We start from the raw sequence: 25,950 nt of genomic DNA, 5'->3' as shown, positions 1-25,950 counted from the left end.
CCACAGGCGCCCCGGACGCCGTAACCTCCTGTCCAGAACGTGAACGGGGGGCGGGCGTATGGCCGTTGACGGCGAGGCGTGCCAGTGGTTCATCAGCTACGCGAGATCCGACCAGCCCTGGGCGGAGTGGGTGGCCTGGCAGCTGCGGGACGCCGGTCACGAGGCGTGGCTGGACGTCTGGGACCTCACCCCGGGCGGCGACTGGGCGGCCGAGATCACCGCCGCCGCGCGCGCCACCCGGCAGATGCTGGCGCTCGTCTCGCCGGCCTACGGGGACAGCCGGTACGCCCGGCTGGAGCGGGAGGCCGCCCAGGCCGCGGAAGCCGTCCTCCTGCCCGTCCTCATCGACGACGGCCCGTTCCCGGACACACTCGGCGACCTCCGCGAGCGCCGGGCCGTACGCCTCACCGGCCTCGACGAACAGGCCGCGCGCGACGCGCTCCTGCGCGCCGTCGCCCCGAGGCGTCCGCCGGTCGGCGGCCGGCTGCGCCGCCTGGGAGCGACCAGCCCCCGGCTCCCGGGCAGCCTGCCCCGGGTCTGGAACGTGCCCGAGCGTTACGACCATTTCATCGGCCGAGTCGATCTGCTGAGGCAGATGCGGTCGGCACTCACCGAGCGCTCCGGCGTGGTCCTCACCGGTGCCGGCGGGATGGGAAAGACACAGCTGGCCGTCGAGTACGCCCACCGTTTCGCCGGCGAGTACGAACTGGTCTGGTGGGTCGGGCCGACCCGTGGCCCCGTGACCGCCCAGCTCGCCGAGCTCGCGGTCCGCACGGGCGCCGTCGGCCCCGACCCGCGTCCGGCGGAGGCGGTCCGGGCCCTCGCCGCCGAGCTGCGCACGCGCGGCCGCTGGCTGCTGGTCTTCGACGACGCCACCGATCCGGAGGAGTCGCTCCCCCAAGCGCTGCGGGACATCGACTCCGGTCAGATCCTGGCCACCTCCCGCCACCCCGGCTGGCTCCACTACGCGGAACCGATCGAGGTCGGCCCGCTCAGCCGCGACGAGTCGTCCGCGCTGCTGCGCTCGCTGGCGCCCTCGCTCAGCGCGTCCGACGCCGCCGAAGTGGCCGCCGACCTGGGAGAGATGCCCCTGGCCATGGTCCAGGCGGCCGGCGCCATCAGCAGCGGGGTCAACGTCAACGCCTACCGCGGAGCGATCTCCGCGCAGGGCACCCACGAAGGCTCGTCCGACGCCCTGGAGCACACCCTCCGCCTCGCCCTCGACCGGTTGGCCGAGCAACGGCCCGAAGCCGCCGCGCTGTTGACGGCCTGTAGCCTGCTCGCGCCGCGGCCGTTCCCCCTGCGCAGCTGTGTGATCGCTCCCGACTGGACCCCGCGGGCCATGGCCCGGCTGCTGCGCGAGCCCGAGGTGAGAGCGTCCGCCCTGCGGGCCATCGGTGAGCACAGCCTCGCCGAGACCCTCGACGGCACCCTGCGCATCCATCCCGCCGTCCACTCCGCGCTGCGTGCCCAGCTCTCCAGGAAGGAGCGCGCGACGGCCGCGCTCGGTGCCCAGGCCCTGCTGGTGTCGGCCCTCGCGTCCCCGCCGACGCCGGAGGACGAGGCCCACCTGCAGACCCACCTGCTGGCCGTCGCACCGCAGGACCTGACCCGGCGGGAAGGCATCGAGGCGGCCTGTACGGGGTGCGCGCGCCTCCTGGAGAACGGCGAATCGGCGACCACCGCCGTAGCCCGGCTCACCGAGCTGCGCGCGGCCTCCATCACCCGGCTCGGTCCGGACAGTCCGGGCACGATGCAGGTGACGGCGTTGCTGGCCGAGGGCCTGCGGGTGACCGGAGACTCCGCGGCCGCCCGGTCGCTCACCGAAACGCTCCTCGACTGGGAACGTCGCACCTTCGGCGAAGACGATCCGCTGGCACTGGGGACGGCCGCCCGACTCGCGGTGCTGCTCGCCGCGTCGGGCGAACCGCGGGAGGCCCTCGAACTCGGCATGTCCACCCGGGCCCGGCTCCGGAAGGTCCTCGGCCCGGACCATCCGAGCACGCTGGCGCTCTCCGCCGACCTGCTCCCGGTGCTGCGCACCCAGGGCAGACCGGAGGAAGGTTGCGCGCTGGGCGAGGACACCCTCGACCGGCAGCGACGCGTCATCGGCGTGGAGCACTCGGGCACGCTGCGCACCGTCGCGCGCCTGGCCGACCTGTACGTGGCAGTCGGCGACCTGGAACGCGCCAGGGACCTGCGCGAAGACCTCGTGTTCCGGCTCAGCCGCAGCCTCGGCCCGGACGATCCGGCCGCTTTGCGGGCGGTCCTCCCGCTGGCCGCGCTGCTGAACCGGACCGGACGCCGCGATGAGGCCCTTGTCCTGTTGCGGGAACTGCTCGAACGCCAGCGGCGGATCCTCGGTCCGGACCACGCCGACACCATGCGAACCCTCGCGGAGCTGGTCGCGGTACTGACCGGGCTGGGCCGGCCGGAACAGGCCGCGCCGCTCGCCGAGCAGCTCCTCTCCTGGCAGCAGCGCACCCTCGGGGCGGGCGAGCCCGCGACCCTGCGGACCGCCGCGCTCCTGGCCGGTCTGTACTTCGGTCTGCACGACTACGAAGCCGCGCTGAGCCGGGCGACGGCCGTCGGGGCCCTGCAGCGGGCGGTGCTCGGGCCCGGCCACGCCGACACCGTGAACACCATGCTGCTGCTGGCCTCCTGCCTGCTGCGCACCGGTCAGGAGGCCATGGCGCAGCGGTACCTGGACCTCCTCCCGCCCGGTGTGGTCCCCGCGCTCGACGAGGACGGGATCCTCGCGCGGCTCCTCGACGCCCGCACCGCGACGACCACCGACGACCCCGAGCCGGAGCTGCCCCGCCGCTTCCCCCCGAGCCGGGCGGCCGAGCCACTCGCGGGACGGGCCCCGGACTCCACCTCGGGCCGAAGGAACGTACTCATCAGCCATGCGGGACGGGACCGCCGCTGGGCCGACTGGGTGCGCTACGAGCTCCAGGAGCTGGGCCATGACGTGACACTGGTGACGGACGGCCCCCTCGGACGTACCACCTGGCCGGAGTGCGACCTCGTTCTCGTCCTGGTCTCTCCCGCCTACCTCGACGCGATGGCCGCCAGGTCGAGGATCTCGTCGGAATGGGCGGCACTGGCGAAGGACGAGACGCTCGGCGGGCGCTTCGTCCCGTTGTTCGTGGAGCCCGTCGAGTCCGGCCGGCTGCCGCGCGCGCTGCGTGAGTCGGTGACCCCGGCTCTGAGCGACCTCGACGCCGACGCGGCCCGCGACCTGCTGCACTTCGTCCTCGCCGGTCCGTCCCCCGAGAGCCTCGGCCCCGCCTTCCCCGGAGCTTCCGTGTCGGCCGGCGGCGAGGACCTGCTGATCCGCCGCCTGGTCAACGCCTTGGAGCGTTCGGTCTCCCTGCAGCCCAGGGACGGCCTGCATCACTGGCTCCAACTGATCGACGTGCCGCCGCGTCTCGCTCAGAGCGGGATGTCGCTGCGTACGACGCTGTACGAGGCGGTACGCGTCGTGAGATCCAGACCGGAAGGGCTGGCCCGGCTCGCGCAGGCCCTGGAAATGTTGGAGCCGGACAGCTTCGCGGTGGCGGAAGTCCGCCGCCTGGTGGGCCAGATCGAGGGCCGCCAGGAGACACGATGAGCGTTCCTCCGCCACCTGCCGCGGCGGGCGCGCCGAACCTGCCGCCCCTGTTCTTCACCGGCTACTCGGACGACGAGGCCAACTTCGAGCTGATCAAGCGCTTCCACAAGGCGGTGGAGCTGAAGGTCAAAGGGATCATGGGGAAGCAGATCCCGGGTGACGGCTTCCTGGACATAGCCAGCATCAGGCCCGGGGAGCTCTGGGAGGACCGCGTCGTCCGCAACGGCGTATGCACGACCAGGGCCATGCTGGTCCTGTACTCCCCGAGCTATTTCAGGAGCCACTGGTGCGCCCGCGAGTGGACCGTGTTCGCCGAGCGTGTCAAGCGCTACCGCAAGGACGGCGGTGAGATCCCCTGCCTCGTCGGGGTGCTCTGGCAGACGGGCGACGACGACGAGAACTGGCCGGACGTGGTCAACGCCTTCCAGTACGTGCGGCGCGGCCCGGACACCACCTACGAGAAGCACGGCCTCGTGGAGTTGGTGCCCCGCCGGTCCGAGGAACCCGAGTCGGCGGAGTACCGCGGCATCGTCCGGGAAGTCGCCGGCATCATCGCCAAGGCCCGCAAGGCCCCCCTCGCGCCCATCGAGGTCGGCGAGACCACACGGCTGCGCCCGCCGTTCGGCCCGGAGTCCGATCTCCCGGTCCGTTACGTGATCGCGTACGACCAGAAGGACGAGCAGTGGGGCGACTGGGTGTACACGCATCTGAGCCCGCTCGGCAGCGTCGACGTCTTCCCGCCGGGCGGCGCGGACAGCGGCCGCGTCGAGCGCCTGAGAGTCGCCCTGCGCCGGGCGCACCGGGTCGTGGTGCTGGTATCCCGGAGCAGTCTCGCCTCCGGCAACCTCGACCGGGCCACCCTCGAAGCCGCGTACGCGGATCCGGATCTCGCTGCCGACCTGTCACGGCTCGTGCCCCTGTTCCTCGACGAGGTCGACGATGCCCTCCCAGCCGTGCTGCTCCCGAGCACCGGCAAGGTGCTCGACCCCCGCGTCGACGCGAGCAGCCTGCGGGAGACCCTTCTGAGCGCCGTCGAGTCACCGGCGCCTGCGCCCGCGGCCGTCCCGCAGAAGAAGGTCCCGTTCCCCTCCAACGCCGTCAGCCCCTTCGAGACCGAGCTGGCCTTCAACCTCTCCCTCGCGTCGCCCGTGCGCGACCGCGACGTCCGCAGCTACTGGTTCGAGCTCACCGGCCTGGACCCCGCCCACGAGCCGACCCCCACACTGCCCACGCACCCCTGGGCCCTCGCCGTCGTACGCGCCTGCCGCAAGCTGCCCGACGACGGCTACGAACGCCTCGCCCTGGCCCTGGAAGCCCTCGACGCGGGCAGCCCCGAGGCCGTTCAGGTGCGCCGGCTCGTCGACGATCTCAAACCCCGGCCGGAGGAATGAGCCCCGAGCCCACCGGCTCCGGGCCTCACGGCATGCGTTGCCGCTGCGACCTGTTGGTCAGCTCGTGCCCGTGCGCTCGAGCCATGGCCAGAGTCCGTCACGACCGCGCTCGAGCAACGAGACCATCCGGAACGCCGCGTCCGAAAGCCCGCCGAAGGTGTGCCGGTTCGCCTTGCCCGACGGGCCGTGGCCGGCCCGGTAGCCCTCCAGGTTCCAGGTGTAGACCGGGATGTGGGCCGGGACCTGCTCGGTCGGGTCGCCGTGGTGGTTGTAGGCGTACTGCTCGTCGGTGACGATCAGCACCCGGTCGTGCTTGCGGTAGTGCGCGCGTACCGCCGCGGTGGTGTCGGTGCCGCCCAGGTTGCCGAAGCGGCCCAGGATCTTCAGCACCGACTCGCCCTCGGTGAACCTCACGCGCCGGCTGGTGGTCCCGAACTCGACGAGGTCGGCGTCCGCCGCCCGCAGCGCGAGCGCCGTGCCGAAGACCGCCGCCGCGTCGGCCCGGGTGAGCTGCGAGCGGTCGGACACCCGGGAGTAGAACATCGAGCCCGAGCGGTCCACGAGCACCAGCGTCCGGCCGGGCAGCGCGGGCACGTTGGCCAGCGAGTGGCCGAGCGCCCGCTCCAGCGGGTAGGACCAGCGCAGCGAGGGCGCGTGCCGGTACGCGGCCAGGTACCGGGAGGGGAACTGCCGCGAGCGCGCGACCTCCGCCGGGTCGGCGATCTTCGCCGCGACCCGGGCCGCGACCTCGTCCGAGACCCCGGCCTGGTCGAAGTTGCGCAGGTTGCGCACGAGCGCCATCGATCCCATGGACGGGATCACGGCCTCCCAGGCCGCCTTGTCCATCGGGCCCTGGAGCCAGCCGGCCAGCGCCTCCCAGGTCAGGCCCGCCGCCGCCAGCCGCTCGGCGCCGTCGGGTGCCGTGACGACCGCCCGCCGCCGCTCGACCGGCAGCGCCATCAGCTCGCGGTGCGCGGTGAGTACGGGGCTCGACAGGGGCGGCACGGCGGTGTCCGGGTGGTGCCGGCGGTCGAGGGCGTACTCGAACAGCTCGCCCTGCCACGGCTTGTCCGGGTCCGGCGCCGCGTGCACCAGGTTGAGGATGTCGCCGAAGCGGTAGCCCTTGGCGGCGGTGTCGTACTTCAGCAGCGACTTGCCGTGGTACAGGCGGCGTACGGCGTCGGCGACGCCGCGCTTGACCGGCTTGGGAAGGGCACGGCCGTAGGCCGCGGTCCAGTAGGCGAGCAGTTCGCCGGGCTCGTCCGGGCGCTGGAGTACGGAGGCGACGACCTGACGGTTCGACGGGCCGTCGGTCGCGCCCGCCGCCAGCCGCGCCTTCACGTACTCGGCGGCACCGACGATCGAAGCGGTGCGCATGTTGCCCTCGCCGCGCAGCCAGCCGAGCAGGCCGGCCGTCCAGGACGGGTCGGTGACGGCGAGCTCGCGCACCAGCGTGGCGAACCGGTCGTCGCGGTCGGCAGCGGTCTCGTAAAAGGTGTTCTGGGAGACGAAGTTGGATACCGAGAGCAGAAAGAGCTCGGAGCGTGCGTCGCGCTCACGGCCGCGACCGCCCTCGTACGTACGCAGGACGCGTCCCGTCGAGGTGACGCGCGAGACCGGCTGCGCCTTGGCCGCCCTGGTGTTGAATCGCGCCATGATGAATTCCCCCGAATTCATGGGGAGAGGCGCAGCAAATGGAGGGCACCCGAGGACAGAGTTCGGCGACGGCACATAATCAGGCGCGTCTTCCATTTCCGCCACACCGGCCCTGGGCCGGCGACGGGATTCGAACCCGCAACATACCTGATCCCGAAGTACCCGTTGCCTGCGCACCGGGCACCCACCATGAGCTGCGCCTCCCGAGATCGAGTCGGCGGCGGCGTGGATTCTTGTTGCAAAAGAAGTAACCGCAGCCTGCGCACCGGGAGGTGCATGAAGTTTTCGGTGTCCAGAGATCGAGATCGGCGGAACCGACGATGGTGCTCTAACCCCTGAGCTACACCGGCCTGTTGTGCCGGTGGCGGGACTCGAACCCGCGGCCGCCCCATTATGAGTGGAAGTAGGTCCTGCCTTCGCACCTGGACGTGCATCACTTTAGGAGGACGGCCGCGGGTCGAGCGAGCGAATTAATTCCGGCGCGGTGTCAGCGGCGCTGGCGCTTCCAGGGCCCCGTGATGGCGAGCATGATGCCGGGGTCCTGGATGTTGGCGAACAGCGTGCTGCCGTCGGGCGAGAAGGTGACGCCGGTGAACTCGCTGTATTCCGGCTTCTCCGCGGTGCCGATGTTGAGCTCGTTGCGGGCGATGGGGTAGGTGCGTCCGCTGTCGGTCGCGCCGAACAGGTGCTGGACGCCCTCGCCGTCCTCGGCGATGACCAGGCCGCCGTAGGGGGAGACGGTGATGTTGTCAGGGCCGTCGAAGGCGCCGTCGGCGGACGGGTCCGGGTTCACGCCGAGGAGGACCTTCAGGGTCAGCGTGCGGCGCTTGGGGTCGTAGAACCAGACCTGGCCGTCGTGCTGGACGGGGCTTTCCTCGCGGGCGAAGGAGGACACGATGTAGGCGCCGCCGTCGCCCCACCACATGCCCTCGAGCTTGCGGGCGCGGGTGATCTGGCCGTCGGTGAACTGCTTGCGGATGGAGACGGCCTTGGCGTCGCGGTCCGGGACGTCCACCCAGTCCACGCCGTAGACCGTGCCGGTCTTCGTCGCCCGGGAGAGGTCGTCGACGAACTTGCCGCCGGAGTCGAAGCACTTGAAGGCCTGGAGCACGCCCGCGTCGTCGGCGAGGGTGCGCAGCCTGCCGCGGCCGTGGTGGAAGCCCTGCGGCGGGGTCCAGCGGTAGAGCAGGCCGTTGGGGCCGGAGGCGTCCTCGGTGAGGTAGAGGTGGCCGCGCTTGGGGTCGACGACGACGGCCTCGTGGGCGTAGCGGCCGAGCGCCTTGATGGGCTTGGGGCCGCGGTTGGCGCGGCGGTCCTCCGGGTCGACCTCGAAGACGTACCCGTGGTCCTTGGTCATGCCGTTCTGGCCGACCTTGTCCTCGGTCTCCTCGCAGGTCAGCCAGGTGTCCCAGGGGGTGCTGCCGCCCGCGCAGTTGGTGGAGGTACCGGCGATGCCGACCCACTCGGCGACGTGGTCGCGGCGGACCTCGACGACCGTGCAGCCACCGGCGGCGGCGGGGTCGTAGACGAGGCCCTCGGTGAGCGGCACCGGGTACTTCCAGTTGGCGCGGGGGCCCTTGAGCTCGTGGTTGTTGACCAGGAGGGTGGCGCCGCGCGGGCCGCAGAAGGTGGCGGTGCCGTCATGGTTGGACGGGGTGGACTCACCCGAGTCCAGCGTGGTCTTCCCGCTGTAGGTGATGACCCGGTACTTGAAGCCGGCGGGCAGCGCGAGGAGGCCCTCGGGGTCGGGGAGCAGCGGACCGTAGCCGACTCCGCCGTGCGCGGCGGCCGATTCCGTTCCCTCGCCCTCGGTTTCCGTGGACGCGAGGGCGCCCGGGGCGGTGGCGAGGGCGCCGACGCTGCCCGCCAGTGCGACTCCGGCACCGGTGAGGGCGGATTTTGCGGCGAAGTCCCTGCGGGTGAGCGACATGGTGTCTCCTGTGACGGTGGGCGTGCCGTGGAGGGTGGCGGACCTCGGGTCGGCGAAACAGTCCCGCTCGCCTGTGAACGGGAGTTGAACGCCGGGCGACTTCACCGGGCCCGCTTCCATGAATCCGTAATTACTCACCCACGGGCGCCAAAAGTCCCGTCGACTTCCAGCCGTTGCCGGGGACTTCACTCCTTCGGCACTCTTTCGACCCGGCCCGGCCCGGGCCGCGTCCGTGCGCCGCCCGCCCGAGACCCCCGCCGAAGCCGCCGCCCGAGACCTCAGCCTCCCTGCTGCGACCGCGCCTTGAACGCGGCCTTGCGGGCCTCCTTGGCGATCCGCTTGTCGGGGTGCAGCCGTCCCATGGCCTCCAGCACGTCGGCCGTCGCCGGGTGTTCCACCCGCCAGGCCGCCGAGAAAAAGCCACTGTGCTGCCGGGCGAGGCCCTCCACGAGGGCCTGGAGTTCCTCGGAGTTGCCCTCGGCCTGGAGCTGGGCGGCGACCGTGTCGATGGTCAGCCAGAACACCAGCTCCTGGGAGGGCGGTGGTACGTCGGCCGCGCCGTGCTCGCTCAGCCACACCCGGGCCAGCCCGCCGAGTTCGGCGTCGTCGAGCACCTCGCGCAGCGCCGGTTCGGCCTCCGCGCCGACCAGGGACAGCGCCTGCTGGCAGCGCAGCCGGCGCAGCGGCGCCCCGGGGTCACCGCCACGTGCGGCGGCCAGCAACTCGCGGGCGGCGGCGAGGGGTTCGCGGCGGGCGAGCCACTGCTCGGTCTCGGCCTGGGCGGCGGTCGGCGGGTGGGTGGACGTGCCGTCGAGCAGGACGTCCGCGCCCTTGTCCGCGAGGTCGCCGACGGCCGGCGCCTGGAACCCGGCCTCCAGCAGGCGGGCCCGCAGCCCGTAGACGCCGAGCGGGGTCAGCCGGACCATGCCGTAGCGGGTGACATCGGTGTCGTCGACCGGCCCGGACGGCTCCTCGGCGGTGCCGTCGGCGTCCGTCATCAGGGTCTCGTCGACCGGCTGGTACTCCACGAGCCCGATCGGCTCCAGGACCCGGAACTGGTCGTCCAGCCGCATCATCGCGTCGGAGACCTGCTCCAGCATGTCGTTGGTGGGCTCCCCCATGTCGCTGGGCACGATCATCGAGGCGGCCAGCGCGGGCAGCGGGACGGGGGTGTCGCCGGCGCCGTCCTCGCTGACGGTGAGCAGGTACAGGTTGCCGAGGATGCCGTCGAGGAACGCGGCCTCCGCCTCCGGGTCCCAGTCGAGCGACGAGAGATCGACCTCGCCGCCGGCGTCCATCGCGTCGACCAGGTCGTCGAGGTCGGGCACGCTCGCGTCGGCGAGCACGGTCTCCAGGGCGGCGAGCCAGACCGCGAGCACGTCGTGCGGGGAGCCGCCGGTGAGACGCGCGAGTTCGTCCCCCGCGGCCACGGTCCCGGTCTCCTCGTCGGCGATCCCGACCAGACCGGCGTCCACGGCGACCCGCCAGGCCTCACTGGCGAACGCGGCGGCGTCGTCCCCGCTCAGTCCGAGCGCCTCGGCCGCGGCGGGGAGCTGCTCGTCGACCAGCCCGCCGGTGGGGTCCACACGGGTCTCGGGCCCGGCCCAGCGGGCGAGCCGGGCGGCCCGGGAGAGCAACGGCGTGGACAGCGCGTCGCGCGCCAGCTCCGCTTCGGGGTGCAGCCGCACCGGCGGCAGGGGGGAGCTGTCTGACATCGGCGGGTACTCCTCGGACCTGGAAAGGGCTCAGCCGCTCAGCCTAGACGGGTTTCCACCCATGCCGCCCGGTTCATCTCCCCGTCGGCGGCCGTACATGGCCGAAACCTTGACAACTGACCTGAAGACGCAGGAGATTGACGCGCGTAGAAGCGGGGGGACAACTGTTCACTCACTTCTACGCGTGTCATGCACGCTCCATTCAGGGCACGCTGTCCCACCCTCGTCCCGGCGCTCACGCATGTCCCCGGAGGGATCCCTTGCCGAGCAGGTCTTCCGCGCGCCTCGCCGCGCTCACCGTCGCCGCCGTCTGTTCCGCGGCGTCCATCGTCGTCCTCACGTCGCCCGCGCACGCGGACTCCGTGCGCATCCACGACATCCAGGGCACCACCCGTATCTCCCCGTACGCCGGCCAGAAGGTGACGGACGTACCCGGTGTCGTCACGGCCGTGCGCACCTACGGCTCCTCCCGCGGCTTCTGGATCCAGGACACCGCCCCGGACGACAACCCGGCGACCAGCGAGGGCGTGTTCGTCTTCACCAGTTCCACCCCGAAGGTCGCGGTCGGCGACTCGGTCACGGTCACCGGCACGGTCTCGGAGTACGTGCCCGGCGGCACCTCGACCGGCAACCAGTCGCTGACCGAGATCACCAAGCCGACGGTCACCGTCCTCACCAGCGGCAACGCGGTCCCGGCCGCCACGGTGATCGACGCCAAGTCGGTGCCGGCCGCGTACGCCCCGGCCGGCGACACCGCCGCGAGCGGGTCGGTCAACGGGCTGACCCTGGCCCCGGCGAAGTACGCCCTGGACTACTACGAGTCCCTGGAGGGCACGAACGTCCAGGTCGCCGACGCCCGCGTGGTCACCGCCACCGACCCCTACAGCGAGCTGTGGGTCACGGTGAAGCCGCGCGAGAACGCGAACCGCCGCGGTGGCACGGTCTACGGCTCCTACGACTCCCAGAACACCGGCCGCCTGCAGATCCAGTCGCTGGGCTCCACCGCCGACTTCCCGAAGGCGAACGTCGGCGACACGCTCACCGGCGCCACCACCGGCCCGCTGGACTTCAACCAGTTCGGCGGCTACACGCTGGTGGCGAGCCGGCTGGGCACGCTGAAGAGCGCGGGCCTGGAGCGGGAGACGACCCGCAAGCAGTCCCGCGGCGAGCTCGCGGTGGCCACCTACAACGTCGAGAACCTCGACCCGTCCGACGCCACCTTCGACAAGCACGCCTCCGCGATCGTGAACAACCTCCAGTCCCCGGACATCGTGTCCCTGGAGGAGATCCAGGACAACAACGGCGCCACGGACGACGGCACGGTCGACGCGAGCGTGACCGTGAACAAGCTGATCGACGCGATCGTCGCGGCGGGCGGCCCGAAGTACGACTGGCGCTCCATCGACCCGGTCAACGACCAGGACGGCGGCGAGCCCGGCGGCAACATCCGCCAGGTGTTCCTCTTCAACCCCGAGCGGGTGTCCTTCACCGACCGCGCGGGCGGCGACTCCACCACCGCGGTCGGCGTCACCAAGTCGCACGGCAAGGCGGCCCTGACCGTCTCGCCGGGCCGCATCGACCCGGCCAATGACGCCTGGAAGTCCAGCCGCAAGCCGCTGGCCGGCGAGTTCGTCTTCCGCGGCCGGACGGTCATCGTGATCGCCAACCACCTCAACTCCAAGGGCGGCGACCAGGGCCTGGCCTCGCAGTACCAGCCGCCGGTGCGCAGCTCCGAGGTCCAGCGGCACGCGCAGGCGACGGCGGTGAACGCCTTCGTCAAGGACATCCTGTCCATCCAGAAGAACGCCGATGTCATCGCCCTCGGCGACATCAACGACTTCGAGTTCTCCGGCACCGCCAAGATCCTCGAGGGCGACGGCGAGCTGTGGTCGGCGATCAAGTCGCTGCCGAAGAGCGAGCGCTACACGTACGACTACCAGGGCAACGAGCAGGTCCTGGACCAGATCCTGGTCAGCCCCACCATTCGGCGCGGCTGCGACCTGGACTACGACAGCGTGCACATCAACTCGGAGTTCAACGACCAGATCAGCGACCACGACCCGCAGGTGCTGCGGTTCCGCCCGTAGGACCCGCGGACGCGGCGGCGAAGGGGCCGCGGGACCCGATGAGGATCCCGCGGCCCCTTGGGCCGTCGTCCGCGTTCAGCGGTGCGCGTGGCGCTGACGCCACCAGATGCCCGCCACGACGAGTGCCGCGCCCGCCGCGCCGACGATCAGCGTCGGCACCGGGTGCCGCGCTCCCGCCTTGACGAAGGTGCGCGCCTGGCCCGGCACACGCCGCTCGACGGCGTGCCCGGCGTGCCCGGCGGAGTCCTGGACGGCGTGACCGGCCTGACCCGCCCGCTCCTGCACGGTGTGGCCCGCCCTGAGCGCCCGCTCCTGCACGGTGTGGCCGGCCTTGGCCGCCCGTTCCTGGACGGTGTGACCGGCCTGCGCGGCGGTGCTGCGCAGCTGCACGGTCATCGCGCCCGCCTTGTCCCTGAGGTCGGCGGCCCGGGCCCGGGCGCGGCCCTTCACGTCCGCCCTGGCCGCCAACTCCTCGACAGTGCTGCCCAGTTGGCTTCTGGTCTGCTTGATCTGCCGTCGCAGCTCGTCGGGGCCCTTGGCACTGGCCCCGCCGGGTCCGCTCCTGTTCGTCATCGGTGCGCCCTTTCCCTGATCTCGTCGACGTCTGCCTTGACGCTGCCCAGGGTCTCCTCGGGTGTGGGCGGGGCGGCGCGCCGCAGCTGGGCGCGGCCGGTCGCGGCGAGCACGGCGGCGACGGCGAAGAGCACCGCCGTGACGATGATCGCCGCGGCCCACACGGGCAGCGTCAGCGAGAGGGCGGCGACGGCCGTGGCGGCCAGGCCCAGCAGGCCGGCGTAGGCGACGGCGCCCGCCGCGCCCAGCAGTCCGCCGCCGCGCCCGGCCCGCCGGCCCTTCTCGTGCAACTCCTCCTTGGCGAGGGCCACTTCCTGCCGCACGAGCTGGGAGAGTTGTTCAGTGGCCCGGCCGACGAGTTCGCCCACCGAAGTGTGCTCGTCGGCTGCGGGCCTCGCGTTCATGGTCCCGGTCACGGTGTTCCGCCTCCTCTCGGTCCGGAACATCCGGGTACCCCGGCCGGTGGCCGTTAAGGGGGCCGCCCGCACGACCAGTTCGCGCACGCCGGGTCCCTCCGGCGTCGGCGGTCACCTCAGCCCTGTTTCAGCAATGCTTACCTATACATCGTAGAAAAATTAAGTAGAGCTTCACTGTCCTCGCGCCGAGACTACTCCCATGACGACCACCCCGCGCCCCTTCGGCCGCACGCTCTGCGCGATGATCACCCCCTTCACGGAAACCGGGGCGCTCGACCTCGACGGCGCCCAGCGGCTGGCCGAGCGGCTGGTGGCGCAGGGCTGCGACGGTCTGGTGCTGAGCGGCACGACGGGCGAGTCGCCGACCACGACCGACGCCGAGAAGGCGGCGCTGGTCACGGCCGTCCGGGAGGCGGTCGGCGACCGGGCGTCGGTCGTGGCGGGCGTCGGCACCTCCGACACCCGGCACACCGTGGAGCTGGCCCTGGCGGCCGAGAAGGCGGGCGCGGACGGGGTGCTGGTGGTGACGCCGTACTACAGCAGACCGCCGCAGGACGCCGTCGAGGCGCACTTCCGGGAGGTCGCCGACGCGAGCGGCCTGCCGGTGATGCTGTACGACATCCCCGGCCGCACCGGCACCCGCATCGAGCCGGAGACGATGATCCGGCTCGCCGACCACCCCCGGATCGTGGCCGTGAAGGACTGCTCGTACGACTTCCTCGGCACCCAAAAGGTGCTGGCGCGGACCGGGCTGGCGTACTACGCGGGCTGCGACGAGCACAACCTCGCGCTGTACGCGGTCGGCGCCGCGGGCTGCGTCAGCACGATCGCCAACGTCGTCCCGGCCGGGGTCCGGGCGGTCTTCGACGCGTTCGAGGCGGGCGACACCCCCGTGTCCGCCCGCCTCCAGCAACGCGCCACGCCGCTCATCGAGCTGATGATGGCGTCCGGCCTTCCCGGCACCGTCACCGCCAAGGGCCTGCTCGACGCCCTGGGCCTGCCCGCGGGCCCGGTCCGGCCGCCGCTGCGGCCCGCGGACCGTGAGACGGTCGACAGACTGCGCGCGGTGTACGAGGACTTCGTCAGCGGGTCGTGAACTGGGGTTCCCAGCGCCCGCCGGTGTCGTCCTTGGGCGAGCGGAAGCCGCTGAGCGGTACGACCTTCTTGCTGCCGACGGTGACCAGGACCAGCCGCTGGTGGTACTCGTTGCCGTCGCCCCCGATGCCCCAGGCGATGAGACGCTTGCCGTCCGCCCAGGCGAGGAGCTGCTGACCGGGCACCTTGGTGATGAGCTTGCCGGTCCTCGGGTCGTTGATCGCCGACGCGATCTCCTTGCCCCGGCCGGCGAAGCCGCCCGCCGCGTACTTTCCGTCGGGCGAGAGGCCCGCATCGACGAAGAGGTCCAGGTGCCGCTCGGCGGCGGGCGTGGCCACCTCGGTGCCGTCGAGGTCGTGGTACAGGGTGCCGGGCTCCATGTGCAGGGGCTCCCAGAGCAGCTTGCCGTCATGGCTGAACGCGAGGTCGGTGCGGGCGTTCATCGCCATGCCGTACTTGTCCTTCCAGTACGGCAGCTTGTGCCACCGCGCCGTGCCCGAAGAGACGTCGATCAGGGCGAACCCGGTCCGGCTGGGCACCGCCTGCGGCTCCAGCGCGTCGTTGACCTGGACCTTGGCGCTCCAGAAGGCACGGTCGGGGTTCTTGGCGTAGGTGGTGGCGACGAGCTTGGTCCCGTCGGGCGAGAAGTGCACGCCGCCCACGCCCTGCGGCACCGGGATCCAGCGCTTGACCTCGCCCGAGGCCAGGTCGAGCAGCCCGACGCGGGTGGCGGGCAGCGGGCGCTCCAGCACGGCGGCCATCCGCAGACCGGGAGCGACGGCCACGAACGACCAGCGGCTGTCCTTCCGGTAGGTCTTGGTGTCGGGGTCCAGCAGCCTGTACGTCCGCGTGATGATCTCGTCCTTGTTGGGCTGCTCGACCCGCTTCTGGGTGCTGTAGGCGGCGAGGACGGAGTCCCCGGCCGCGATCAGGTCCCGCGGCGGCGACTGGTCGCTGTGGGCCACCACCCCGCCGTCGGTCACGCTCGCCGGGTGCACGTCCCGCCCGCCGCCGTCGAGCAGTGGCACCCCCACGGCCACGACGATCACGGTCGCGGCGGACGCGGCGACGGCCGCGATCGTACGGGTCCGGCGGCGCCGGCGCAGCACCAGCACGCGGTCGGCCAGGGAGCCGGACGGCGGCTGCGTCTCCCCCGCCATCTCACGCAGGGAGTCGCGCACGAGTTCCTCGACGTTCACGGACGCACCTCCACGGGCGAGAAGTCACGGGACGGCAGCTGCTCGACGTCGGCGGGACCGAGCGCGGCCAGCTCGGGCGCGAGGGCGCGCAGCCGGGCCAGGGAGCGGTGGGTGGTGGACCGTACGGTGCCCACGGAGCAGCCCAGCAGACGGGCCACGTCCGCCTCCGGCAGGTCCTCGAAGTAGCGCAGCACCAGCACGGTGCGCTGGCGGGCGGTGAGCCGGGCCAGGGCCGCGCGCAGCACGAGGCGCAGCTCGGTGGCGCCGGAGGCGTCCGGGGCCGCGCGGGTCTCCGGCGGTTCGGCGACGCTGAGTTCGCGCCGGCGCCACTTCAGCCGCCAGCGGCTGATCTGCTGCCGGTACAGGATCTGCCGTACGTAGGCCTCGGGCTCGTCGATCCGCTGCCACCGTCCCGCCGCCTTGACCAGCGCGTTCTGCAACAGGTCCTCGGCGGCGTGCCGGTCCCCGCCGGCCAGCAGGACGGCCGTCTTCAGCAGCGCGGACGACCGGCTGGCCACGAACTCCCGGAAGCTCTCCTGCGCTTCGGCATCCATCGTCACCTTCTCTTTCCCCGGGCGGACCGTGTGCCCGGCCCCTGTATCCCTTCTGACGCGTGCGGCGGCCTGCCGCTATGCCAGTGGGACGCGGAAAAAATCCCGCGGTCCGCGACCACTTTGGTGCCGTACGTTGTCCCCGTGAGCCGCCCCCTGCTGTTCCTGGACGTCGACGGCCCCCTCAACCCCTACGCGGCGAAGCCGGAGCGGCGGCCCGAGGGGTACACGACGATCCAGGTGGCCCTGCGCCCCGGCCGCGCCCTGCGGGTCTGGCTGAACCCCGGCCACGGCCCGGCCCTGCTGGACCTCGGCTACGACCTGTGCTGGGCCACCACCTGGATGGACGCGGCCAACCGCTGGATCGCCCCCGTCGTCGGCCTCCCCGAGCTGCCGTACGTCGACTTCGGCGCCGGCCTCTTCGCCTTCCGCCCCGACGGCGTCCACTGGAAGACGGCGGCCATCGTGGCGTACGCCGAGGGCCGCCCCTTCGCCTGGGTGGACGACGAACAGAGCCCGGCCGACATGCGGTACGTGGCAGCCCACCACCGGGGCCCCGCACTGCTGCACCACGTCGATCCCCGCATCGGTCTGCGCCCGGACGACTTCACGGCACTGGCCGAGTTCGCCGCGTCCCACCCGACATGAGCGAGCGCCCTCCCGCACGGGGCGGAAGGGCGCTGCGGGATTGCTGGTGTCAGTTGTGGCTGTTCTGATTGCGGTGCAGGTCAGGGGGTCAACTTGCCCCGTGGGCCGTATCGGGGCCGTCTACGGTGCTCTCCGGGTCCCGGAAGACCCGGTCGACGGCGGCCCGAGTGCGTGCCTCGCTGTTCGGCATGAGGTGCGTGTACGTCCGGAGCGTGAAGCTCGGGTCATGGTGACCCAGGTACTCACTCAGGGCCTTGATGCTCTCCCCCGCGTCCAGGAGCACGGAGGCGTAGAAGTGGCGGAGGGCGTGCATGCCGTTCTCGCGGCCGAGAGGTACGCCGGCGGAAGTGAGGGCGGGGCGCCACACGAACCGATTGAAGCGGATCCGGTGGAGAGACTGACTCCGGGCGTTGACGAACAGCAGCGAGGCCGTGACGGGCGGGCCGTCCGGGCTCTTCCAGGGCAGGGTGACCTCTACCGGCGGGTGCTTCGTGATGTGGGCCGCCAGCGCGAAAGAGACGGTCTCGGGGAGCGGCACGTGACGCTCTTTGCCGCCCTTGGGCGGACCGAAGATCGCCTGTACGCCTCGGATGAGCTTGACCTGCCGGACGACGCGCACCGTACCGCCGAGAAAGTCGATGTCCTCCACGGCCAGGCCGAAGATCTCGCCCTGCCGTAGGCCGCAACCCGCCCCCAGGGAGACCATCTCTTGATAGGCGTCCGGCACCGCCTCATGCATGGCCATGACGCGGTCGACGGACCACGGGTTGACCTTGCGTCCGTCGAGGGACGGCGCCCGGACCGAGCGAGCCCGGCAAGGGTTCTCGGCGATGATCCGGTCTTCCACGGCAGCGGTGAACACGGCCGACACGTTGGCGAAGATGGATCGCCGGTATGAAGCCGCGCGTCCGGTCTCCTCCAGCTGCCGCATCCACGCCCGCAGGTGCGAGGGCCGGAACGACGCCATCGGGCGATCACCGAGGTACGGAAGGGCATGGACCCGCAGCCGGATCTCGACGCTCTCGCGGGTCACCGGGTCGATGGTGAGCCCCGCCATCCAGTCCTTGGCGTACTGGCCGAAGGTGACCGAGCCCGCGGCCGGGTCGATGTACCGACCCTGCGACATGTCCGCCTCGATGTTGGACAGCCAGGCTTCGGCCTTGCGCTTCTGCTTGTCCGGGAAGCTCTTGGACTTCTCGGAGCCGTCCGGCGCGATGTACCGGGCCCGGTAGCGATACCCGACGCCATAGCGATCGGTCTTGACCCTGATCGTCTTGCCGTCCGGCCCGGGGATGGCCTTATACCAGCGGTCTTGGATGTGTCCGGCCATCAGGCGGCTGCCCTTTCCATTGCCATGCGGGACTTGACCCAGGCGCGTACGTCCTCGGGATCGAACCGGAGATGCCGGCCGACCCGGAATCCGCGGGGACCTATTCGCTTCCGCCTCCACTGGTAGACCGTCTCGACGCTGGGCAGCTCGAACAGCTCCACCAGGTCCTCAGGCGTCAGATAACGGTCGGGCAGTCGGATCGGCATGGTCACCACTCCCTCTCGTCTGGCAGTGCGGCGAGCGCTTCGCGGGCGGTTTCGCGGTTGAGCTGGAGGTTCCGGGCGATCGTGGCGGCGAGGGCGGATTCGCCGGGGGTGTGGCCGTGTCCGGCGTACTGCCAGTCGGCGAGGACGAGCACGGTGCCCGGCTCGGTCTCCTCCAGACCGAGGGCCTCGCGCTCCTGGGCGGCGCGGTAGTCGGCACGGACCTGGCGGAGAGCGCCGAGCGTGGTGGAGTACCGGCGGGACTTCGAGGAGAAGTGGCCTCGGAAGCCGAGCATGTGAGCCCAGGCCCAGAGGCGTCGGTCCGGGTAGAGCGGGTCGAGTTCCTTGCAGGCCTTGATGAGGCAGCGGGTGTGCTCGGGCACGCCGTGTCGGTCGAGCTCGGCGAGTTCGCCGATACGGCGGTCGAGGGTGCCCGTGTTCTCGGCGGCCTTCGTGGCGTACTTGGCGACGTACGAGGCAACGGCCTGTTCGGTGATGTCGGAGCCGTCGCCGAAGGCCTTCACAGGCCGGACGTCGAGCTGTCGGCCCCAACGGAAGGTGCGGGACGGTTGATCGCCCGAGGCCGGGACGCTCACGCTCGTGTAGCCGTGTCGAGTGGCGGCCCGAATGGCGTCCGCCAGGAGCGTGACCGTGGCCCAGGACGGCGGTGGAGTCTCCGGGCCGTCTGGGCCGTCGAGGCGGATCACGGCATGGAAGTGGATAGCACCGCGCTTTTGGAACTCGGCCACCTTGCCGTAGGAGATGCGGCAGGTCTCGGAGAGTTCGCGCTGCGTCAGCCCGGCGCGGGCGGCGATCTCACGGCGTAGGCGGTTGACGAAGCGGTGCCACAGGTCGCCCGCGTGATTGTTGAAGAGTACGGCGCCTGCGTAGTCGTACGTCACCGGGTCGAGGGCCGTGCCCAGGGCGGAATCGTCTGGGGCATGCGAGATGCCGCAGCGGCAGGCTCCATGATCGGGCCGGTTGTGGACCGGGCCGAAGGACGGGGCGGTGAGGGTGGCGAATACGCGGGGGTGTTCCCGGACGGTAGCCGGGATGTTTTTGCCCGGGTCCCCGGCGAGCCCTGCACGTATGAGGTGGTAGGTGTCGCCCGCGTAGGTCCAGGCGCAGGACGGGCAGCGGGAGGCGCGGCGGTTGCCGCAGGCGACGCGGAGGCGTCCGCCGGGCTCGTTCTCGGTGGTGTAGTGGTGCAGGGTCTCGCCGGTGGTCTTGTCCTTGTGGAGGGTCCAGCCGGTCAGGTGGATGGGGTCGGCGCAGCCACCAGTGCGGCGGATCTGGTCCTGCCAGCGGTCGAAGCCAGGAAGCCCGGCCACCCTGAGCGCGTCGGCGAGGGTGACCGGGTCCAGGCCGGCGAAGGTCGCGGGGTTGGTCATGCGCGGCCCCCGACGAGCTGTGCGGCGCGGGCCAACACCGTGCCGTGACCGTCGCAGACGGGGCAGTCGATGGTGATCGTGGGGAGGTGACCACGAGCGTCGCGGCTGCCGGAGGATACTGCGGCGGATGCGAAGCCGTCGCAGTTCGGGCAGATCCTCAGTGAACGGGTCGGGGCCGGGATTGGGCCGGTCATCATGGAGGTTCCTTCCGGTTGAGGGATCGGATAGGGACGGCGCCCGGGCGGCGGATGCTTGGCCGTGTCAGGCCGCCCGGGGGCCGGTCAGCGGCGCTTCGTCTCGGCGTTGACGAGGGAGCGGATCACCAGGGCACAGATGGCGACCGAGACGCCGGTGATGGCGACCGCGAGGAGCATGGAGACGAGGACGGCGCCGACGACCAGGACCACGGCGGTACCGCCGCCGATGAGGGCGAGGACGCTGCCGGGCGTGAGCTGAACGGTCGGGCGGGACGGCGCGGGCGCGGCCGGGACGGTTGCCGCGGGCTGGTGGACCGTGGCCGTCTGCTCGGTGACGGTGGCGGGCGGGTGGGTGAGGCCGGTGGCCGTGGGCATGGTCGGGATCTTGGGCCGGAGCATGGTCGGTCTCCCTTCAGCGGGTGGTTACTTGACGGCGGTGTCGATGACGGGGGCGAAGAGGCTGTCGGCGAGGAGGTAGCCGCCGAGGAGGAGCACGGCGACGAGCCACCAGGGCGGGCGGATGAGCTTGACGCCGAGCCAGCCGACGACCAGGAGGGCGAACCAGAGCGGGACCTGCATGGCGGTGGCTCCTAGCGGACTCGGCAGCGGTGGGTGCGGGCGGCGAGCTGGGCGGCGGACTGGCTGGTGTAGTCGGCGGACCAGCCGCACCGGTCGGCGGTGCACACGGCCGCGTGCTTGGTCCGGCCGTGTCGGTCGCGGTGGGTGCCGATCTGCACCGGGCCGATGCTCATCACGGAGTGGAAGTGGTCGCGGGCAGGCATGGGGTCAGCTGTCCTCTCCGGTGAAGTCGTTGGCGTGGTCGGTGAGCCATTGCCGGATCTCGGGGTGTTCGTCGTCGGTGGCCTGGTTGATGGCCGCTTCTCCTACCTGCATGGCTTCGACCAGCCGGTTGTTGCGGGTGAGTTCGGCGGACCTCTTCAAGGCGGCGCGGATGTGCGGACGCATGGAGTCCTCCCGGTCAGGTGAGTTGGGCGGCGATGGCGTCGGCGAGCTGGGGCGGGACACCGAGCCGGGCGCGCAGGGTGTCGGTGTCGATGGGCGATCCAGTGCGGGCCCGGTGGGCTTCGGCGACCTTGCGTGCGTGGTCGACCAGGGCAGCCGGGACCGGCATGGTCGGAGCCGGGACATTCGCCGGAGCAGCGACCGCCAGAGCCGGGGTGTCGTCGTCCGCCGTGACGGCCTCCCGCTCCGGAGCCGGAGCAGGTTCGGGTTCTGTCTCGGGTTCGGGAGCCGGGACCGGGGATGCCGGCGGATCCGGCGCCCGGTGGTCGGCGGAGTGGGCGAGGAGGGTGCCGCCGAGGAAGGCGAGGGCAGGCCATCCGGCGATGCCCAGGCGGAGCATGGCGGGCGGGTCGGCCAGGTTCAGGAATCCGGCGGTCGCGACATTGGCGCCGAGCGAAGCGACCAGAGCGACCAGGAACCAGCACCAGGCCAGCCGGGACGGCCCCTCACTGCGGAGGCGTCGCCAGGCGGCGACCAGAAGCAGGTCGACCGAGACCGGGTAGGCCCAGGCCTTCCACCCGTCCTGTCCGGCAGCGGCGGCCAGGTCGTGCAGGTGGGCGAAGGACAGGGCTCCGGCGATGACGGCCTGGACCAGGACCGCGTCGACACGGAGGGCGGGGCGGGCCATCAGGACCCCTCGCCCGGGTAGGGCGGGCCGCTGTTGGGGTCGTAGCCGGGCGGGAACGTCCCGGGCGGCGGCTCGGGCAGTGAGGCGGCCAGCGACGTGCCGACGATCTCGATGAAGTCCTGGTCGGCTCCGGCACTGTCGCCGTAGAGGGCGAGCTGGCCGAGCATGAGCACGGTACGGGCGAAGTCCTCGCAGCTGGGGCACATGGCGGGGTTCTCCCTTCATGAGGCATGGCGGGGGTAGGGACCTGGCGCGAAGACGGTCACGCGACCGGAGGAGCAGCAGAGACTCAGGCGGTCGCAGGAGCTGTCTTGGACAGCGGCACACGGGCCGAGGGCACCGGGACGAGGGCCGAACGGAAGGCCGCGAGGGCGGGCAGGTCCGGGGTGCGGTCGGCGTGCCGGTTGCAGATGTTCACGGCCTCGCGCAGCGAGGTGTGCGGTGCGCGGATCCGGGACCAGCCGCCGGTCGAGTCACCGGTGACGGCGACGCCGGGGGTGTCGGTCGGGATCTGGATGGCGGCGAGGACGGCGTCCGGGGAGATGTCGCCGAAGGCCATGTTCGCGGAGGTTTCGTCGTTGACGCGGTGGGCGGTGCGGCCGGTGAGCTGGGCGCGGAGCATCGTGATGCCCTTGCCGAGTTCGGAGCCGAAGCGCTGCCCGCACACTTCGAGGTAGATGCCGGCGGCGCGGCCGAGCTGGGCGAGGCGGACCAGGGCGGTGATGATCCGGTCGCGGCGCTTCTCCTCGTCCTTGCTGGCGTAGAGGGCGAGTTCGGCGACCTCGTCGACCAGGACCACGACCGGCACCGGGCGTAGCTTGGCGGGCAGGTCCCAGATGTCGGCGGCGATCTCCGCATCCGGCACGGCGACACTGATGCGCTGCTCGGCCCGGATGAGCTGATACACGCCCTCCATGTGCGCCACGAGCGCCTCCAGGAGTTCCAGGGCGGTGTCGGGGTTGTCGGCGAGGGCGGAGAACCGGCGGGCGAGCGGGAAGAGTTCCACGCCTTGCTTACAGTCGATGCCGGCCAGGGCGACATCATGCGGAGCCAGCCCGGCAACCAGGTTGCGCTGATACACCGACTTCCCGGACTCGGTGGCGCCGAGGGTCAGCGCGTGCGGGACGGCCCGGTAGTCGCGGTAGTGCACGCCGCCGTCCTCCCGCAGAGCGACCGGGATCCGCATCGGCCGGGTGGTGTCGGTCTTGGCGGGCATCTGCACCCGCTTCAGCACGTCATAGCCGGTCATCCGCACCTCGACGACGCCGGAGCGCAGCTCACGCGAGGTGACGCCGTACATCCCGAAGGAGTGCCGCAGCCGGTCGCATGAGGCGGCGACGTCGAATGCGTCCTGTCCGGGGCGGAGCTTGAGCCGCAGAACCAGGCCGGTCCGGGTCGGTCGCAGGCGCAGGATGCGCGGCGGACGGGACTCGGGGACGGGCCGGTTGGTGGCCCGGGCTAAGGCCAGGCGCCAGCGCGAGGGCGGGACCGTCAGCCCGCAGGCTTCCATGACCGAGGCGTACCGGAAGCGGACGCGCACAGCGGCGAAGGTGACCCCGAAGGTCATCCAGTACCAGGCAGGGCGCCACCACCGCAGGAGACCCGCAGCAGCGACGACCAGCACCACAGCGACCGTGAGCCCGGTCATGATCAGGCCACCTTCGGCTTCGCGGCAGCCTCCACCAGCGAGGTCACCGCGACCGCACGGAACGCGATGCCGTGGCGCCGCTGGCCGTTGAACTCGTTCTCCCACGGACGGGCGATCAAGCCCGTGAGCGCGACCGGCGTGCCCATGGCCAGCTCACCGGAAATGCCCGGCTCCGGGACGGTGATAGACAGGATCTCGACCTCGTCGTTCGCCGCGAACATCACGTCCACGGTCATCAACTTCGCGCCGGTCTCGGCATCCGTGGCGATCTCGCCGGTACGGCGGTCCTTCACCTTGGGCTGAGGGTTCTTGGCGACCATCACGGTCGCGGCGGACGTGTCGACAGGGATCTGACGCATCGTCTGTTCTCCTGATTCAGGGAGAGTTTCGGACCGACCGTTCGTCGGTGAGATCAGGAGACCGCGAAAGGTGATGGACGTATCACGGTCCGCATGGACGTTTAGGGACGTCTGAGCTATCGTCAAAACGTCCCCGAGACGTCCCAGGAGGGCATGTCATGGCGAACGAGCGTCTGCGCGCGGCGATTTCGGCGAAGGGCGAGACGATCCAGTCCGTGGCTCAGCACGTCGGAGTCGACCCCAAGAGCGTGGAACGCTGGATCACAACCAACCGCACACCACACCGGGGACACCGATGGAAGGCCGCGAGCTTCCTCGGCGTCGATGAGGTCTACATCTGGCCCACCGTCGAGAAGCAGGCCGAGTCGGCAAGCACTTCCGAGCTGATCACGTACTACCCGCACCGGGGCGCGGTCCCGGCGGCGCTGTGGTCATCGCTGATCGAGAAGGCGAAGGATCAGGTCGACATCCTCGTGTACGCAGGACTGTTCCTCTTCGACAACCACCCCGACCTTCCGGACGAGTTGGCCGACAAGGCGAAGGCCGGAGCGCAGGTTCGCGTCCTGCTGGGCGACCCCGACTCTGAGATGGTCCGCCAGCGCGGCGAGGAGGAGGGCATCGGCGGCGATCTGGCCGCACGCGCTCGGATAACGCGCCGCTACCTCGAACCTGCCATGACTACGCCCGGCGTTGACGTCCGACTCCACGACACGATCCTGTACAACTCGATCTACCGGTTCGATGACGACGTGTTGGTGAACCCGCACGTGCTTGGAGCACCCGCCGGACAGAACCCGGTACTGCACTTCCGCTACATCCCAGGCGCCCGTACTTTCCGGCACTACATGCGCAGCTTCGACTACACCTGGGAGCGCGGTCGGCCCGCGTGACGAGAGCCGGAGGCCAGGGGCGGGCGCCGGCAGAACCGGCACTCGTCCCCGGCCGACGAGGTTCAGCAGCTCGACATGCGAGGCTGGGGGCATGGCCCGAGTCGACTACTTCAACGATCCGAACGCCCCCAAGGCAAACAGCATCGTCCCGTCCGTAACCGCGGTGGCTCTGAACGATGCCGGTGAAGTCCTGCTAATCCACAAGACGGACAACGACCTCTGGGCCCTGCCCGGCGGCGGTATCGATGTCGGCGAGTCGGCCCCCGATGCCGCCGTCCGTGAGACCAAGGAAGAGACCGGCTTCGACGTCGAGGTGACCGGCCTGGTCGGCATCTACACCAACCCGGCTCACGTCATGGCCTACGACGACGGCGAGGTACGCCAGCAGTTCTCCATCTGCTTCCACGCGCGGATCACCGGCGGGGAGCTGCGTACGAGCAGCGAGAGCAAGGAAGTGGCCTTCGTGCACCCCAGTCGGCTGGACAGCCTAAACATCCACCCCTCGATGCGGATGCGGATCGACCACGGCCTGGCCAACCGGCAGGAGCCCTACGTCGGCTGATCCCCGAGGCGAGTGCGCGTCCGCTCGACGGCAGCACCGAGATACGGGCGCGCCTTGCTGATCGCGTTGTGCACCTCGCTACCCGGCTCGTACCGCTCCAGGATCTCGTCGATACGCCGGTCGAAGTCGAAGGACTGCCCGGCCGGGCCGGTCGTCATGTCGGCATAGATCAAGGCGTCCAGGACCGGGGAGTCCTCCCGCTCGTACACGGCCAGCTCGGCGCTCAGCCCGCGCTGTTCAGCTTCGTACACGGCGCCGGAGTGGTGGGCGACCAACCGCACGAGGCGGGAGGGGGCCCCGAGGGACTCCAGATGCCGCGCACCGTCGAGGGGGTGGAACCCCGTGTCCCGCAGTTCCGGGGCGTAGCCGATGTCGTGCAGCCATGCGGCGGCGACAAGCAGATCACGGTCCTCTTCGGACACGGCCACCGATGCTTCCTGCGCACGCGCCGCCACGGCCTGAGTGTGCAGCCAGCGATTCCCGAGCGGAGGCAACAGCGACTCGGCCAGCTCGGCCGCACCTTCGGGCGTGTCCAATCGAGAGGGCATAGATCGCACCGTAGCCCAGATGACCAGGTCGCCGACAGCCCGGGACGACACGCCCCAAGATCACGCGCGGACAGACTTTCCCTACCTCATCAAGGCCCGCGCACGGCGCGGGCGCGCGCCGCCTTTTCGGCGGGCCGCCGCCCTGTCTTCGCCAGCGGCGGCCCCGCCCGGCGGCGCGCTGCGTGCATGCGGGCAGAGGTAGGAAGAACCCGCTGTGGCTGGGGCGGTCGGCTCCACGGCTTTAGGCAGCCACTTTGGGGCGAGCCTCTAAGATCATGGCCCCAACGTCGTGCTTTA

At 71.3% G+C, this 25,950-nt stretch carries 26 protein-coding genes and 1 tRNA gene; 7 read left to right on the top strand and 20 right to left on the bottom strand.

Annotated elements, in window-relative coordinates; genetic code table 11:
* Nucleotides 1-58 precede the first annotated feature (58 nt).
* Nucleotides 59-3,613, top strand: coding sequence for an FxSxx-COOH system tetratricopeptide repeat protein (gene fxsT / locus ACZ7L0_RS10710; RefSeq protein WP_471242069.1), 3,555 nt, complete (start codon nucleotides 59-61; stop codon nucleotides 3,611-3,613).
* Nucleotides 3,610-5,004 (top strand): TIR domain-containing protein, encoded by a 1,395-nt coding sequence (locus ACZ7L0_RS10705; protein ID WP_471242068.1) that lies wholly within the window; start codon nucleotides 3,610-3,612, stop codon nucleotides 5,002-5,004. The genes fxsT and ACZ7L0_RS10705 overlap by 4 nt, the downstream gene beginning before the upstream one ends.
* A gap of 57 nt (nucleotides 5,005-5,061) precedes the next feature.
* Here ACZ7L0_RS10705 and ACZ7L0_RS10700 read toward each other — a convergent pair whose 3' ends face one another.
* From ACZ7L0_RS10700 to ACZ7L0_RS10685, 4 genes are all read right to left on the bottom strand, one after another.
* Nucleotides 5,062-6,660, bottom strand: coding sequence for a TROVE domain-containing protein (locus tag ACZ7L0_RS10700; RefSeq protein ID WP_471242067.1), 1,599 nt, complete (start codon nucleotides 6,658-6,660; stop codon nucleotides 5,062-5,064).
* Between the two features lie 359 nt (nucleotides 6,661-7,019).
* Nucleotides 7,020-7,089, bottom strand: a tRNA-Met gene (locus ACZ7L0_RS10695).
* A gap of 58 nt (nucleotides 7,090-7,147) precedes the next feature.
* On the bottom strand, nucleotides 7,148-8,590 hold the full coding sequence (locus ACZ7L0_RS10690; protein ID WP_471242066.1) for an alkaline phosphatase PhoX: 1,443 nt from the start codon (nucleotides 8,588-8,590) through the stop codon (nucleotides 7,148-7,150).
* Nucleotides 8,591-8,868: 278 nt separating this feature from the next.
* Complete coding sequence (locus ACZ7L0_RS10685; protein ID WP_471242065.1) at nucleotides 8,869-10,305, bottom strand: hypothetical protein; 1,437 nt, start codon at nucleotides 10,303-10,305, stop codon at nucleotides 8,869-8,871.
* 260 nt (nucleotides 10,306-10,565) lie between these two features.
* On the opposite strand from ACZ7L0_RS10685, the gene ACZ7L0_RS10680 reads away from it, so the two are divergent.
* Nucleotides 10,566-12,392, top strand: a complete 1,827-nt coding sequence (locus ACZ7L0_RS10680) for an endonuclease/exonuclease/phosphatase family protein (protein WP_471242064.1) — start codon at nucleotides 10,566-10,568, stop codon at nucleotides 12,390-12,392.
* Between the two features lie 75 nt (nucleotides 12,393-12,467).
* On the opposite strand, the gene ACZ7L0_RS10675 is transcribed toward ACZ7L0_RS10680, so the two are convergent.
* Nucleotides 12,468-12,965, bottom strand: a complete 498-nt coding sequence (locus tag ACZ7L0_RS10675) for a DUF3618 domain-containing protein (protein ID WP_471242063.1) — start codon at nucleotides 12,963-12,965, stop codon at nucleotides 12,468-12,470.
* Nucleotides 12,962-13,381, bottom strand: a complete 420-nt coding sequence (locus tag ACZ7L0_RS10670; protein WP_471242062.1) for a phage holin family protein — start codon at nucleotides 13,379-13,381, stop codon at nucleotides 12,962-12,964. The genes ACZ7L0_RS10675 and ACZ7L0_RS10670 overlap by 4 nt, the downstream gene beginning before the upstream one ends.
* Before the next feature lie 199 nt (nucleotides 13,382-13,580).
* On the opposite strand from ACZ7L0_RS10670, the gene dapA reads away from it, so the two are divergent.
* Nucleotides 13,581-14,477, top strand: coding sequence for a 4-hydroxy-tetrahydrodipicolinate synthase (gene dapA / locus ACZ7L0_RS10665; protein WP_471242061.1), 897 nt, complete (start codon nucleotides 13,581-13,583; stop codon nucleotides 14,475-14,477).
* On the opposite strand, the gene ACZ7L0_RS10660 is transcribed toward dapA, so the two are convergent.
* Together ACZ7L0_RS10660 and ACZ7L0_RS10655 are read right to left on the bottom strand one after the other, a co-directional pair.
* Entirely contained in the window at nucleotides 14,464-15,675 is a 1,212-nt protein-coding gene (locus tag ACZ7L0_RS10660; protein WP_471242060.1) for a WD40 repeat domain-containing protein, read from the bottom strand. The two genes, dapA and ACZ7L0_RS10660, sit on opposite strands and share 14 nt — an antisense overlap.
* The gene (locus ACZ7L0_RS10655; protein WP_471242059.1) at nucleotides 15,672-16,229 is read right to left on the bottom strand and encodes a SigE family RNA polymerase sigma factor; all 558 of its coding nucleotides are present in this window, start codon (nucleotides 16,227-16,229) and stop codon (nucleotides 15,672-15,674) included. The genes ACZ7L0_RS10660 and ACZ7L0_RS10655 overlap by 4 nt, the downstream gene beginning before the upstream one ends.
* A gap of 141 nt (nucleotides 16,230-16,370) precedes the next feature.
* Here ACZ7L0_RS10655 and ACZ7L0_RS10650 point away from each other — a divergent pair, with 141 nt between their 5' ends.
* Complete coding sequence (locus tag ACZ7L0_RS10650; RefSeq protein WP_471242058.1) at nucleotides 16,371-16,874, top strand: hypothetical protein; 504 nt, start codon at nucleotides 16,371-16,373, stop codon at nucleotides 16,872-16,874.
* An 88-nt stretch (nucleotides 16,875-16,962) separates the two neighbouring features.
* Here ACZ7L0_RS10650 and ACZ7L0_RS10645 read toward each other — a convergent pair whose 3' ends face one another.
* From ACZ7L0_RS10645 to ACZ7L0_RS10595, 11 genes are all read right to left on the bottom strand, one after another.
* Complete coding sequence (locus tag ACZ7L0_RS10645) at nucleotides 16,963-18,204, bottom strand: tyrosine-type recombinase/integrase (RefSeq protein WP_471242057.1); 1,242 nt, start codon at nucleotides 18,202-18,204, stop codon at nucleotides 16,963-16,965.
* Nucleotides 18,204-18,410, bottom strand: coding sequence for a helix-turn-helix transcriptional regulator (locus ACZ7L0_RS10640; RefSeq protein WP_471242056.1), 207 nt, complete (start codon nucleotides 18,408-18,410; stop codon nucleotides 18,204-18,206). The genes ACZ7L0_RS10645 and ACZ7L0_RS10640 overlap by 1 nt, the downstream gene beginning before the upstream one ends.
* Nucleotides 18,411-18,412: 2 nt before the next feature.
* A complete protein-coding gene (repSA, locus tag ACZ7L0_RS10635) occupies nucleotides 18,413-19,798 on the bottom strand; it encodes a replication initiator protein RepSA (RefSeq protein ID WP_471242055.1) in 1,386 nt (461 codons plus the stop codon).
* A gap of 281 nt (nucleotides 19,799-20,079) precedes the next feature.
* Nucleotides 20,080-20,394, bottom strand: a complete 315-nt coding sequence (locus ACZ7L0_RS10630; protein ID WP_471242054.1) for a SpdD-like protein — start codon at nucleotides 20,392-20,394, stop codon at nucleotides 20,080-20,082.
* 24 nt (nucleotides 20,395-20,418) lie between these two features.
* Nucleotides 20,419-20,574 (bottom strand): hypothetical protein, encoded by a 156-nt coding sequence (locus ACZ7L0_RS10625; protein ID WP_389140846.1) that lies wholly within the window; start codon nucleotides 20,572-20,574, stop codon nucleotides 20,419-20,421.
* 11 nt (nucleotides 20,575-20,585) lie between these two features.
* A complete protein-coding gene (locus tag ACZ7L0_RS10620) occupies nucleotides 20,586-20,777 on the bottom strand; it encodes a mobile element transfer protein (protein WP_390736152.1) in 192 nt (63 codons plus the stop codon).
* A 4-nt stretch (nucleotides 20,778-20,781) separates the two neighbouring features.
* Nucleotides 20,782-20,961 carry a hypothetical protein gene (locus tag ACZ7L0_RS10615; RefSeq protein ID WP_471242053.1) on the bottom strand — a complete coding sequence of 60 codons (180 nt, stop codon included), beginning with the start codon at nucleotides 20,959-20,961 and terminating at the stop codon, nucleotides 20,782-20,784.
* A gap of 13 nt (nucleotides 20,962-20,974) precedes the next feature.
* Complete coding sequence (locus ACZ7L0_RS10610) at nucleotides 20,975-21,646, bottom strand: DUF2637 domain-containing protein (RefSeq protein ID WP_471242052.1); 672 nt, start codon at nucleotides 21,644-21,646, stop codon at nucleotides 20,975-20,977.
* Nucleotides 21,646-21,852, bottom strand: coding sequence for a hypothetical protein (locus ACZ7L0_RS10605; protein WP_390736150.1), 207 nt, complete (start codon nucleotides 21,850-21,852; stop codon nucleotides 21,646-21,648). The genes ACZ7L0_RS10610 and ACZ7L0_RS10605 overlap by 1 nt, the downstream gene beginning before the upstream one ends.
* Before the next feature lie 83 nt (nucleotides 21,853-21,935).
* Complete coding sequence (locus ACZ7L0_RS10600) at nucleotides 21,936-23,294, bottom strand: FtsK/SpoIIIE domain-containing protein (RefSeq protein WP_471242051.1); 1,359 nt, start codon at nucleotides 23,292-23,294, stop codon at nucleotides 21,936-21,938.
* 2 nt (nucleotides 23,295-23,296) lie between these two features.
* Nucleotides 23,297-23,653 carry an SCO3933 family regulatory protein gene (locus tag ACZ7L0_RS10595; RefSeq protein WP_471242050.1) on the bottom strand — a complete coding sequence of 119 codons (357 nt, stop codon included), beginning with the start codon at nucleotides 23,651-23,653 and terminating at the stop codon, nucleotides 23,297-23,299.
* A 158-nt stretch (nucleotides 23,654-23,811) separates the two neighbouring features.
* Here ACZ7L0_RS10595 and ACZ7L0_RS10590 point away from each other — a divergent pair, with 158 nt between their 5' ends.
* Together ACZ7L0_RS10590 and ACZ7L0_RS10585 are read left to right on the top strand one after the other, a co-directional pair.
* On the top strand, nucleotides 23,812-24,543 hold the full coding sequence (locus tag ACZ7L0_RS10590) for an XRE family transcriptional regulator (protein WP_471242049.1): 732 nt from the start codon (nucleotides 23,812-23,814) through the stop codon (nucleotides 24,541-24,543).
* 91 nt (nucleotides 24,544-24,634) lie between these two features.
* Nucleotides 24,635-25,105, top strand: coding sequence for an NUDIX hydrolase (locus ACZ7L0_RS10585; RefSeq protein ID WP_471242048.1), 471 nt, complete (start codon nucleotides 24,635-24,637; stop codon nucleotides 25,103-25,105).
* Here ACZ7L0_RS10585 and ACZ7L0_RS10580 read toward each other — a convergent pair.
* The gene (locus tag ACZ7L0_RS10580) at nucleotides 25,093-25,653 is read right to left on the bottom strand and encodes an HD domain-containing protein (protein ID WP_471242047.1); all 561 of its coding nucleotides are present in this window, start codon (nucleotides 25,651-25,653) and stop codon (nucleotides 25,093-25,095) included. The genes ACZ7L0_RS10585 and ACZ7L0_RS10580 overlap by 13 nt on opposite strands.
* Nucleotides 25,654-25,950: the final 297 nt, after the last annotated feature.

Source organism: Streptomyces sp. NPDC039424, assembly GCF_055639495.1.
This window is presented reverse-complemented; position numbering and strand designations above follow the sequence as displayed.